The sequence below is a fragment of the Streptomyces mobaraensis NBRC 13819 = DSM 40847 genome, assembly GCF_017916255.1.
Classification (GTDB): Bacteria; Actinomycetota; Actinomycetes; order Streptomycetales; family Streptomycetaceae; genus Streptomyces; species Streptomyces mobaraensis.
Genome location: NZ_CP072827.1, coordinates 1,683,675 through 1,695,605, shown reverse-complemented (window position 1 = coordinate 1,695,605; position 11,931 = coordinate 1,683,675). Strand labels below are relative to the sequence as shown.

General features: G+C 75.0%; 7 protein-coding genes. 5 read left to right on the top strand and 2 right to left on the bottom strand.

All coding sequences use genetic code 11. The features are described 5' to 3' along the window. The first annotated feature begins 110 nt into the window (after window positions 1-110). The gene (locus tag J7W19_RS06740) at window positions 111-1,238 is read left to right on the top strand and encodes a glycosyltransferase family 4 protein (RefSeq protein ID WP_004952777.1); all 1,128 of its coding nucleotides are present in this window, start codon (window positions 111-113) and stop codon (window positions 1,236-1,238) included. A 220-nt stretch (window positions 1,239-1,458) separates the two neighbouring features. Here J7W19_RS06740 and J7W19_RS06735 read toward each other — a convergent pair whose 3' ends face one another. After that, window positions 1,459-3,072 carry a PucR family transcriptional regulator gene (locus J7W19_RS06735; RefSeq protein ID WP_152265986.1) on the bottom strand — a complete coding sequence of 538 codons (1,614 nt, stop codon included), beginning with the start codon at window positions 3,070-3,072 and terminating at the stop codon, window positions 1,459-1,461. A 234-nt stretch (window positions 3,073-3,306) separates the two neighbouring features. Between J7W19_RS06735 and J7W19_RS06730 the strand changes: the two genes are divergently transcribed. Next, a complete protein-coding gene (locus J7W19_RS06730) occupies window positions 3,307-4,878 on the top strand; it encodes a hypothetical protein (protein ID WP_004954053.1) in 1,572 nt (523 codons plus the stop codon). Between the two features lie 55 nt (window positions 4,879-4,933). Here the strand turns inward: J7W19_RS06730 and J7W19_RS06725 are convergent, their stop codons facing one another. Further along, window positions 4,934-6,736, bottom strand: coding sequence for a glycoside hydrolase family 15 protein (locus J7W19_RS06725; RefSeq protein ID WP_004954056.1), 1,803 nt, complete (start codon window positions 6,734-6,736; stop codon window positions 4,934-4,936). A gap of 432 nt (window positions 6,737-7,168) precedes the next feature. On the opposite strand from J7W19_RS06725, the gene J7W19_RS06720 reads away from it, so the two are divergent. The 3 genes from J7W19_RS06720 (at window position 7,169) to J7W19_RS06710 (ending at window position 11,819) form a co-directional block, all read left to right on the top strand. Continuing rightward, complete coding sequence (locus J7W19_RS06720; RefSeq protein ID WP_004954057.1) at window positions 7,169-8,821, top strand: CTP synthase; 1,653 nt, start codon at window positions 7,169-7,171, stop codon at window positions 8,819-8,821. Window positions 8,822-8,903: 82 nt separating this feature from the next. Next, the gene (locus J7W19_RS06715) at window positions 8,904-9,530 is read left to right on the top strand and encodes an NUDIX domain-containing protein (protein WP_004954059.1); all 627 of its coding nucleotides are present in this window, start codon (window positions 8,904-8,906) and stop codon (window positions 9,528-9,530) included. A gap of 114 nt (window positions 9,531-9,644) precedes the next feature. Beyond that, window positions 9,645-11,819: a tetratricopeptide repeat protein gene (locus J7W19_RS06710; RefSeq protein WP_004954061.1), complete on the top strand. Its 2,175-nt coding sequence runs from the start codon at window positions 9,645-9,647 to the stop codon at window positions 11,817-11,819. Window positions 11,820-11,931 lie beyond the last annotated feature (112 nt).

Genomic DNA, 11,931 nt, shown 5'->3' with positions numbered 1-11,931 from the left:
GGGCAGCGGCACCGCGCCGTCGCCGCCCTCACCCGTCTCCGCCCGTCTCCTTCCGTCCGACGCCGATCCGCCGATCCCGCCGGTCCCGCCGATCCAGGAGTCTCTCCCGCGTGAGCAGTTCATCCGGCACGTCCCACGGCCGGCCGCCCCTGCACGCCGTCCAGGTGCTGGGCGGCGGCAGCGTGGGCAGCGGCGCCCATGTGCGGTCGCTGGCCGCCGGCCTCGTCGCGCGGGGGCTGCGGGTGACGGTGTGCGCGGCCGGAGGGACCGAGGAGCGGTACGGATTCACCGAGGCGGGCGCCTCGTTCACACCGCTGCCGGGCGGGACGGACGCGCTCCTCGTCGCCGCGATCCGGGCGGCCACCGCCGACGCGGACGTCGTCCACGCGCACGGCCTGCGCTGGGGCCTCCTCGCCGCGCTCGCCCTGCGCGGGCGCTCCACGCCGCTGGTGCTCACCTGGCACCGGCGGGTCCGCGCGGCGGGCGCCCGGGCCCACGTCGTACGGCTGATGGAACGACGGGCCGTGCGGACCGCCGCGGTCGTGCTCGGCGCCACGCCGGATCTGGTGGACCAGGCGCGGGCGCGGGGGGCGCGGGACGCCCGGCTGACGCCGGTGGGGCTGCCCGGGGCGGAAGGCGCGGCTCCCGTCGGCGCGGAGCCGGACGGCGACGTCCCCCGGGACAAGGTGCTCGCGGAACTCGGCGTTCTGGGGCGGCCGTTGCTCCTCGCCGTCGGACGGCTCGAACCCGACCAGGGGTACGGTCCGCTGCTCGACGCCGCCCGTTCCTGGCGGCGGCTCGACCCCGAACCCCTGCTCGTCGTCGCCGGCGAGGGGCCCGAGCGGCCGTCGCTGCAACGGCGGATCGAGGAGGAGGGGCTGCCCGTGCGGCTCGTCGGGCGGCGGGATGATGTGCCGCAACTGGTGGCGGCGGCGGATGTGGTGATCCTGCCGAGTCGGTGGGAGGGGCGGGCGGTGCTGGCGCAGGAGGCTTTTCGGGTGGGGGTGCCGTTGGTGGCCACGGCGGTGGGGGGTGTTCCCGACCTTGTCGGCGACGCGGCGGAGCTTGTGCCTTATGGGGATGCCTCGGCGTTGGCCTGCGCGGTGTCGCGTGTGCTTGTCGATTCGCGGCGGCGGGGGGAGTTGGTGGCCGCGGGGCGGCGGATGGGGGCGGGGTGGCCTTCGGAGGATGATGCGGTTGCTCATGTGCTGAGTGTGTACGACGAGTTGTGGGGGTGAGGTGCCCCGGTCCCTCCCCCAGAGGGGGCACCCCCATTCGCCGTTTCTTGCGGGGGCGGGCCCCCGCGCCCCCGCAACCGCGCTGCGCGCGGTTGTCCTCAAACGCCGGACGGGCTGGATGCAGCCCGTCCGGCGTTTGAGGACGAGCGGCGGAGCCGCGACAAGGGGGGTCTGGGGGCGCAGCCCCCAGGAAACGGCGAAAGGGCGGGACCGGGGCACCTCACCCCACCAGCCGCCGCCCCCGCAGCGCCACCCCCAGCGCCAGCCGCGCCTCCGGCTCGTCCGGGTCCGTGCCGAGCAATGAGGCGATCCGCGCCAGCCGGTCGTACAGGGTCTGTCGGTTGACGTGCAGTTCGCGTGCCGTCTCCGCCTTGCGGCCCGCGTGGCGGAGGTAGGTGTCCAGGGTGGGGAGGAGGGGGGTGCGGGCGGTGGTGTCGTGGGTGAGGAGGGGGCCCAGGACGCGGTCGACGAAGGACGCGAGGTCGTCGGGGGCGCGCAGGCGGGACAGCAGCAGGTCGACGTCGAGGGCACGGGCGTCGTACCAGGGGCGGTCGGGCAGGCCGGCCGCGGCCGTCGCCGCCTCGGCGGCGTGCCGCAGGGCGCCGCCCGCGGTGGTCCAGTCGGCCGGTGAACCCACCACGACCACCGGCGGCCGGGAGCGGACCCGCCGCGCCCCGGCGCGCAGGGCGGCGGCCAGCCGGTCGGCGACCGCAGGGCGGTCGGCCGCGTCCCGGAGGCCGGCGAGCAGCGGGATCCGGCCCTCGGGCAGCCGGACGCCCAGCAGGACGGGCACCCCGACCGCGGCCAGTTCCTCCTGGACCGCGTGGGTCAGGGCCGCCGGGCCGGCGTCCCGGCCGGGGCCCGCCGGGGCGCCGAGGACGACCGGCAGCAGGGGCCCCGGGCCGGGGCGGAAGCCGAGGACGCGGGCCAGGGCGGGGGCGTCGGCCGGGTCGAGCCGGCCCTCGGCGAGGTCGGTGAGGAAGTCGCCGCGTCCCCGGGCCGCCAGCTCCTCCTCCTGGCGGGCCTGGAGCAGGACGACGGCCAGCAGGCCCGCCGTCCGGTCGGCGGCGGCGCGGTGCACCGGCGCGAGCGGGGCGTGCACGGGCAGGACGGTCAGCCGGGCCCGCGGGCCGCCGGGGGCCTGCCCGGGGACGTCCACGGTGACGCGTCCGGCCAGGTCGGTGCGGCGCAGCCCGTCCCACACCTGGAGCGGTTCGGCCGCGCCCGGTGGCGCGGGGTCGGGCCCGGCCGCGTAGAGGAGCCGTCCGTCGGCGGCCTCCAGGAAGACCGGGTTGGCGGTGAAGTCGGCCAGCAGCCGCAGCACTTCGGGTGCCCCGCCGCCGTCCAGCAGTGCCTCGGTGCACCGGCGGTGGACGCCGTCCGCGCGCCGGAGCAGCGCGTAGTGGGCGTTGACCAGCTCGGTGTGGACCTCCTCGGTGACCGCGACGAACGGGACCTCCCGGTGCAGCTGGACGAGCGGGAGCCCGGCCGCGCGGGCCGCGTCCACGACGGCGGCGGGCAGCGCGGGCAGCCGCGTGCCGAGCTCCACCACCAGGGCCGCGATGTCCCGTTCCGCCAGGGCGCGGACGAAGGCGCGCTGCTCGGCCGGGCGGGCGCCCAGGCCCAGGCCGGTGGTCAGCAGCAGTTCGCCGCCCTTGAGGAGCGCCGCGATGTGCGGTGCCTCGCCGGCGTGCACCCAGCGCACCGGACGGTCGAGGCGGTCGGCACCGGCCAGCACCTCGGGCAGGCCCCGGCGCAGGGCGGGCAGCTCCAGGGCGCGGGCGACGGTCACGGTGCTCGGGGGGATCGCGGGTATCGGCGGCGGGGCGTGCATGACGTGAATTTACGGGACGGGTACCGGTGGCCGGGAGGCGGCGAGGGGCCCGCCGCGGCGGGCGACGGGGGCTTTTCTGCTACGGGCGCCCCCGTGCCTCCGGCGCCCGTAGCAGAAAAGCCCCCGCCCTCGTGGGAGTTGCCGCATAGTCGGCGTCATCGCGGCGGTCGCGTGATAGGCAGTGTGACCCGGATCCGGCGACGGCCGGTCGAGCCAGGACCTCGGGGGACGACGATGCAGCCGCTCTACGTTTTCGACGCCGAAGTCAGCGCCCTGCCCGGCGCGGACCCCTTCCCGCTGGTGCGCGAGCACGTGGGCGCCTGGCTGTGCGGGCCCGCGGGGGACGGGCCCGGCGCGGTCGAGCTGGCGGTCGCCGGCGGGCCGCGGCCGCTGCACGGCGGCCGGACGGTCGAGTGGGCCGTCGAGGGGCCACCGGACGCGACGGCCGTGCGGGTCACCGTCACGCAGCCGCTGGACGGGGACGTCGGCCGGTTCGTCACCCGGATCACCGTGTCGTCCGTCGCGGGACGGGTGGGGCTGCGGGTGGTGATGGGCCGGGAGGTCGACGGGGGGTGGATCGCGCCGGTGCAGGATCCGCTGCTGCGCCGGCCCGGGCTGCTGCGGACGGTCGCCGCCGACGAGGGGCTCCGGCTGCACGTCCTCGGGCAGCGGGTGACCGGGCGGTACGAGCCGATCCGGGAGACGGCGCAGACCGCCGTGCTCGCCGAGTCGCTGGCCGGCCGCACCCGGCTGCCCATCCTGCTGGTGCACCCTCGGGAGGACGCCGCCTGGACGGCCGCCCGGCAGGCGGCCGGCGAGCTGATCGGGCTGGCCCAGGTCGTGACCCTCAACTACGGCACGGCCCGGGAGCTGCGCCGGCTGCTGCCCGAGGCCGCCGTCCCGGACGGCGGCGCCCGGCTGGTGTGGCCGCTGCCGGCGCCGGCCCACCCCGCGTACGCGCGCGCCGAGGTCGCCGACCCCGCCACCCGCTTCCGCTGGATGCGCACCCTCGGTGAACTCGCCGTCGTGGCCCGGGGATCGGACCGCGGCTGGGAGGCCGCGCGCCGGGCCGCCCGGGGCAGCGCCGCCCGGCGGGCCGCCGAACGCCTCGCGGCGGCCCGCGCCACCGGCGACGTCGCCCGCCAACTGGACGTCTACGAGGAACGGGTGGCCCGGCTGGAGGCGGACGTCGCCTTCTGGGAGGCCGAGGCGCAGACGCTCACCACCCGGCTGGAGGCCGCCGGGGACGCCGACGCCGCCCGCCGGGAGGCCGAGTACTGGAGGGACCTCTACGTGCGGGAGGTGAAACGCGACGACTTCAAGGCCGGGGAGCCCGCGGACCCCTGGGAGGAGGTGCCCGAACTGGACCGCGCCGACCCGGAGGCCACCTACCGGGCCCTGGAGGAGGCGGCCGACCACCGGATCGTGTTCACGGCCGGGGCGGAACGGTCCTGGCGGGCGTCCGGCTATCCGCATCCGGACGAGATGACCGCCCAGTTGGTCACCCTCGCCAAGGCCGCCGTCGACCTCTACGACCAGCCGAACGGGCGGCCCGAGAAGATGCCCCGCATCACCCAGTGGTTCAAGGAGCAGCACGGGCTGACGGTGGCCACCAGCGACCTGACCATCAAGAAGGACCGGAAGCTGCGCTACTTCTCCTTCGACGGCGACGACCGGCGCGACGGACTGCCGCACGTGAAGGTGCGCGACGCCACGTCCCACAACGAGGTCGGCCGGATCCACTTCGCGTTCGACCACGACAAGCGGCGGCTGATCGTGGACCACGTGGGGGTGAAGAAGTACTGAGCCCCGGGGCTCGGGAGGCCCGGGCGGGCCGTCGGGCCCGCCCGTCCGTCCGGCGTCAGCCGCCGAAGGCGCTCGACGCCGTCAGCCGCAGCGCGGTGTCGATCAGCGGGACGTGGCTGAACGCCTGCGGGAAGTTGCCGACCTGCCGCTTCAGATGCGGATCCCACTCCTCCGCGAGCAGCCCCAGGTCGTTGCGGAGGGCCAGCAGCTTCTCGAAGAGCTGCCGCGCCTCGTCCACCCGGCCGATCATCGCCAGGTCGTCGGCGAGCCAGAACGAGCAGGCCAGGAAGGCCCCTTCGTCGCCCTCGAGCCCGTCCACGCCCGCGTCCTGGCCCGCCGTCGGGTAGCGCAGCACGAAGCCGTCGGGGGTGGACAGCTCGCGCTGGATCGCCTCGATGGTGCCGATGACGCGCTTGTCGTCCGGCGGCAGGAAGCCCATCTGCGGGATGAGCAGCAGCGAGGCGTCCAGCTCCTTGGAGCCGTAGGACTGCGTGAACGTGTTGCGTTCCTTGTCGTAGCCCTTCTCGCAGACGTCCCGGTGGATGTCGTCGCGCAGCTCGCGCCAGCGCTCCAGCGGGCCGTCCACGTCACCGGACTCGATCAGCTTGATGGTGCGGTCCACCGCCACCCAGGCCATCACCTTGGAGTGGACGAAGTGCCGGCGCGGGCCGCGGACCTCCCAGATGCCCTCGTCGGGCTCGTTCCAGTGGTCCTCCAGGTAGCCGATCAGCCGCAACTGGAGGAGGGAGGCGTAGTCGTTGCGGGCCAGGCCCGTCATGTGCGCCAGGTGCAGCGCCTCGGTGACCTCGCCGTAGACGTCCAGCTGGAGCTGGCCGGCCGCGCCGTTGCCCACCCGGACCGGCCGCGAGTTCTCGTACCCCGGCAGCCAGGACAGCTCCGCCTCGCTCAGCTCCCGCTCGCCCGCGATGCCGTACATGATCTGGAGGTTCTCGGGGTCGCCGGCGACGGCCCGCAGCAGCCACTCGCGCCAGGCGCGGGCCTCCTCGCGGTAGCCGGTGCGCAGCAGCGACGACAGGGTGATCGCGGCGTCCCGCAGCCAGGTGAAGCGGTAGTCCCAGTTGCGGACGCCGCCGATCTCCTCCGGCAGGGACGTGGTGGGGGCGGCGACGATGCCGCCGGTGGGCGCGTAGGTCAGCGCCTTGAGGGTGATCAGCGAGCGGACGACGGCGTCCCGGTAGGGGCCGTGGTACGTACAGTGCTCGACCCACTCGCGCCAGAACTCCTCGGTGGCCTCCAGCGAGCCGTCCGGGTCGGGCAGGGCCGGCGGGCCGCCGTGCGAGGGCTGCCAGCTGATGGTGAACGCGACCCGCTCGCCGGGCGAGACGGTGAAGTCGGAGTAGGTGGTGAGGTCCTTGCCGAAGGTCTCGGCGGTGGTGTCCAGCCAGACGGAGTCCGGCCCGGCGACGGCCACCGTGCGGTCGCCGACCTTGTGCACCCAGGGCACCACCCGCCCGTAGGAGAACCGCATCCGCAGCGCGGAGCGCATCGGCACCCGGCCGCTGACGCCCTCGACGATCCTGATGAGCTGCGGCGCCCCGTCGCGCGGGGGCATGAAGTCGATGATCCGGACGGTCCCGCGGGCGGTGTCCCACTCGGACTCCAGGACCAGGGAGTCGCCCCGGTAGCGGCGGCGGTCGGCGCGCGGCGGCGCGGCACCCGAGGGGTGCGCCGGGCCGATCCGCCAGTAGCCGTGCTCCTCTGTACCCAGCAGCCCGGCGAACGCCGCGTGGGAATCGAACCGTGGGAGGCACAGCCAGTCGGCCGTGCCGTCCCTGCAGACCAGGGCGGCGGTCTGCATGTCGCCGATGAGTGCGTAATCCTCGATACGCCCGGCCACGTCATCTCCAGTCGAACGGCATCGTGACCCCCAAGGGGGCCTCTGGCGGTCAAGCGATCTTCGACGAGCTCATGTTCCGGAAGGGGTGGGTGCACACCTCCCAGCGGTGGCTGGGGCTCAGGGGTGCCGTGCCGGCCGGCTCGCTCCGTGTGTCCGTGCAGGATACGACGCCGAGTTGGGCGACGCGCGACGGTTGGCCGGGGAATCTGTGCCGAATGGGTGGCCCGGGACACAGGTGCCGCGCGCCCGTGACGCACGGTCCGCGAGCCCGTCGCGCCGCGTCACCGGCGGCGCCCGCCCCGGGGCGCTGATACCCTGGTACCCCGTGGACCGGTGGGCGCAAGACCCCTCGACCGCAGCGACGGCACCCCCGCAAAGACGCCGGGTGAGCGCCGGTACGCACCTCCACCTCGCGACCACGGGAGACCCCCTTTGGCCATTGCCGCTAAGCCCACGACGACCAAGCACCTCTTCGTCACCGGGGGTGTCGCCTCCTCGCTCGGCAAGGGGCTGACCGCCTCCAGCCTGGGTGCGCTGCTCAAGGCCCGGGGTCTGCGCGTGACGATGCAGAAGCTCGACCCGTACCTGAACGTCGACCCGGGCACGATGAACCCGTTCCAGCACGGCGAGGTCTTCGTCACCAACGACGGTGCCGAGACCGACCTGGACATCGGCCACTACGAGCGCTTCCTCGACGTCGACCTGGACGGCTCGGCCAACGTCACCACCGGCCAGGTGTACTCCTCCGTGATCGCCAAGGAGCGGCGCGGCGAGTACCTGGGCGACACCGTGCAGGTCATCCCGCACATCACCAACGAGATCAAGCACCGCATCCGGCGGATGGCGACCGAGGACGTCGACGTCGTGATCACCGAGGTCGGCGGCACGGTCGGCGACATCGAGTCGCTGCCGTTCCTGGAGACCGTCCGCCAGGTCCGCCACGAGGTCGGCCGCGACAACGTCTTCGTCGTGCACATCTCGCTGCTGCCCTACATCGGCCCCTCCGGCGAGCTGAAGACCAAGCCCACCCAGCACTCGGTGGCCGCGCTCCGCAACATCGGCATCCAGCCCGACGCGATCGTGCTGCGCGCCGACCGCGAGGTGCCGACCGCCATCAAGCGCAAGATCTCGCTGATGTGCGACGTCGACGAGGACGCGGTGGTCGCCGCCATCGACGCCAAGTCGATCTACGACATCCCCAAGGTGCTGCACGCCGAGGGCCTGGACGCCTACGTCGTCCGCAAGCTCGACCTGCCGTTCCGCGACGTGGACTGGGCGCAGTGGGACGACCTGCTGGACCGCGTCCACCAGCCGGACCACGAGGTCACCGTCGCGCTCGTCGGCAAGTACATCGACCTGCCGGACGCCTACCTCTCGGTCACGGAAGCCATCCGAGCGGGTGGCTTCGCCAACCGTGCGCGGGTGAAGATCAAATGGGTGACGTCGGACGACTGCGTCACCCCCGCCGGTGCCAAGAAGCAGCTCTCCGACGTGGACGCGATCTGCATCCCGGGCGGCTTCGGCGAGCGCGGCGTCAACGGCAAGGTCGGCGCCATCACCTACGCCCGTGAGAACAAGGTCCCGCTGCTGGGCCTCTGCCTCGGTCTGCAGTGCGTGGTCGTCGAGGCCGCGCGCAACCTGGCCGGCATCACGGACGCCAACTCCACCGAGTTCGACCCGGCCACCGCCCACCCGGTGATCTCCACCATGGCCGAGCAGATGGACATCGTCGCCGGCGAGGGCGACCTGGGCGGAACGATGCGCCTGGGCATGTACCCGGCCAAGCTGGCCGAGGGCTCCATCGTCCGCGAGGTCTACGGCGACCAGCCGTACGTCGAGGAGCGCCACCGTCACCGGTACGAGGTCAACAACGCGTACCGCGCGGAGCTGGAGAAGAAGGCGGGCATCGTCTTCTCCGGCACCTCCCCGGACAACAAGCTCGTCGAGTACGTCGAGTACCCGCGCGAGGTGCACCCGTACCTCGTCGCCACCCAGGCCCACCCCGAGCTGCGCTCCCGGCCGACCCGGCCGCACCCGCTGTTCGCCGGCCTGGTGAAGGCCGCGGTTCGGCGCCAGCAGGGCTGATCTGTACGGTTGACCGGGGTGAGCCCCTCCGTTCCGGAGGGTCTCACCCCGGTTTTCGTGTTTCTGGAGCTGGAGGACGCAGATGCGCATCAAGGACACCGCCGAGGAGTGGCGGATCACCGCCACGGAGACGCCGTTCGTCGGCAACAAGACCAGCGCGCGCACGGACGTCGTCGTGATGCCGGACGGCACCAGCGTCAACCGCGACTACCAGGTGCACCCCGGCTCCGTCGCCGTCCTCGCGCTCGACGAGCAGGACCGCGTACTGGTGATCAACCAGTACCGGCACCCGGTCCGGCACCGGCTCTGGGAGCTCCCGGCCGGGCTGCTGGACGTCCCCGGGGAGAACCCGCTGACCGCCGCCCACCGGGAGCTCTACGAGGAGGCGCACGTCAAGGCCGAGGACTGGCGGGTGCTCACCGACGTCTTCACCTCGCCCGGCGGCTGCGACGAGGCCCTGCGGATCTACCTCGCCCGGGACCTGTCCGACGTGGAGGGGGAGCGGTTCGAGGTCGCCGAGGAGGAGGCGGACATGGAGGTGGCGCGGGTGCCGCTCGCGGACCTGGTCCGCGGGGTGCTCTCGGGTGAGCTGCACAACACGTGTCTCGCCGTGGGCGTTCTCGCGTTGAGTGCCGCTCGGGCCGGGGACGGGATCGAGGCGTTGCGGCCGGCCGACGCGCCGTGGCCCGCGCGGCCGTTCGAGGCGTAGAGGAGCCCGCGCGCCGAAGCGCCGCGCTGTCCTCGAACGCCGGACGGGCTGATTGTCGTACGAGTCGGGGCCCGGCTTCCGCGGCCCCGGCTGCGTTTCAACTACCCTCGGCTCGTGGAGACCGACAACCTCGCGGCGGTCCACCCGGAGCGGGTGGGCCCCGGCGTGCGCCCGCGCCGGCCGGACGCGCCCGTGACGGGCGTCGCGCTCACCGGCGCGGGCCTGTTCACCGGCCGTGACCGGGAACTGAAAGAGCTTCGGGCGGACATCGCCCGTACCGGCCTGGACACCCTCTCCGGCCGCAAACCGCCCCGCAGCCGCGTCCTGCTGATCGCCGGACGCCCCGGTTCCGGGCGCACCGCGCTCGCCGAGGAACTGGCCCGGCGGCTGGAGCGGGACTACCCGGACGGAGTACTCCGCGCGCGCCTCACCGACGCCGACGGCACCTCCGTCCCCACCGACCGCACGGCCCGCGCCCTCCTCGCCGACCTGGGCGCCACCGCCACCGCGCCCGCCGGGGCCGAGGAGGACGAACTCACCGCCGCCCTGCGCGCCGCCCTGGCCGGCCGCCGGGTGCTGCTGCTCCTGGACGACGCCTCGGGCGCCGCCTCCGTCGAGCCGCTGCTGCCCGACGAACCGGGCTGCCTGGTCGTCGCCGTCGCCCGGGGGCCGCTGACCGGCGTCACCGACGTCCGGCCGTGCACCCTCGGCGGGCTGGAGACCGCCGCCGCCGTGGACCTCCTGGAGTGGTTCGCCGGCCCCACCCGCATCACCTGCGACCCGATGGCCGCCAGCGCCGTCGTCGAGGAGTGCGCCGGGCAGCCCGCCGCGCTGGTGCTGGTCGGCGGCTGGCTGGCCGCCCACCCCAAGATGTCCGTCGCCGACGCGGCCCGGCGGCTGCGCGAACTCCCTGTGCCCGCAGGGCACGACGGCACCACGGGCCGTCCCCTCGCCCGCGCCCTCTGGCTCGCCTACGAGGCGCTGCCCGCGCTGAACGCCCGCATACTGCGGCTGCTCGCGCTGGCCCCCGCCGGTCCCGCCGACGCGCACACCGCCTCCGCGCTGGCCGGGTGCTCGGTCTCCGCCGCCCAGGCCGCGCTGGACGACTTCGTCGCCCGCGGCCTGCTGCGGCCGGTGCCCGTCGACGGCGTACCGGGGGCGCCCGGGGCGCTGCCCCCGCAGTACCAGGTGCCCGGCTGCCTGGCCCCGCTGCTGCGGGCGCTGCTGGAGACCCAGGACCGGCCCGCCGAGGTGGAGCTGGCCCGGGCCCGGATGCTCGAACGGGTCGTCCGCCAGCTGCACTCCTGCCGGGCCGCCGCCGAGCTGACCGACCCCTCCGTCCGCCGCCGGGTGGCCGAGCTGCCCCGGCCGCTGCGCTTCCCCTCGGCGCGGGTCGCGGAGGAGTGGCTGCGCTCGCGGCTGCCCGCGCTGCTGGCCGCCGCCCGGCTGGCGGTCGAGGACGGCGGCCTGGACACCCTCGCGCGCCGCCTGGTCTCCGCGCTGACCAGGGCGCTCTCCGCCCACCTGCCCCCCGAGGAGGCCGGGCCCGAGCAGTACGGGCTGCACCGGCTCGTCCTGGACGTGGCCGACCGCCGCGAGATGGCCCTGGAGAAGTCCGCCGCCCTGCTCAACCTGGGCGACCTGGACACCGGGGCCGGACGCGTCCGGATGGCCCTCGACCGCTACCGCGAGGCGCTGCAGGCCGCGCGGGCGTGCGGCGACCCGTACGCGACGAGCCGTTCCATGGAGTCGATCGCCGCCTCCTACCAGGAGCTCGCGGACTGGGCCCGGGCCACCGACTGGTACCGGCGGGCCCTGGAGCTGCGGCTCACCCGCGGTGAACTCGCCGACGAGGCACGGCTGTACGGGCGGCTCGGCGCGGTGCACGCGCTGGCGGGGGAGTGGGGCGAGGCGCTGCGCACCTGGCGGGCCGCGTCCGCCGCCTGCCGCCGGCTGCGCGACCTGCCGGGGCACGCCCGGGCGCTGAGCGAGGCCGCCGTGGCGCTGGAGCACCTCGGCCGGCCGCAGGACGCGGTGCGGACCGGCCTGGAGGCGGCGGAGGGCGCCCGGCGGGCCGGCGACGGGCGGCTGGAGGCCGCCGTCCGGCTGCGGCTGGCGGACACCCTGGACCGGCTGGCCGACCCGGCCGGCGCGGAGGCGCAGCGGCGGACGGCGGAAGGGCTGCTCAGGGAGCCGGCGGGGCCGGTGGGGGCAGTGGAGACGGCGGGGCCGATGGGGACGGCTGAGACGGTCGAGGCGGACGGTGCCGGGGGAGCGGTCCAGGCGTGATCGGGCGCTCGGGCGGGCTTGAGCCGAACGCCTGACGGGTAGACGCCGGGTAACCTGCGAAAGCGATGGCGGTTCCGGAAAAGTTTGTTGCTTTGCAAGGCTAGACAGCTCG

Bases quoted from the DNA above. Each gene is read 5' to 3' on its own strand.
- J7W19_RS06735 (WP_152265986.1), bottom strand. From the start codon at position 3,072: ATGCACGCCCCGCCGCCGATACCCGCGATCCCCCCGAGCACCGTGACC.
- J7W19_RS06730 (WP_004954053.1), top strand. From the start codon at position 3,307: ATGCAGCCGCTCTACGTTTTCGACGCCGAAGTCAGCGCCCTGCCCGGC.
- J7W19_RS06715 (WP_004954059.1), top strand. From the start codon at position 8,904: ATGCGCATCAAGGACACCGCCGAGGAGTGGCGGATCACCGCCACGGAG.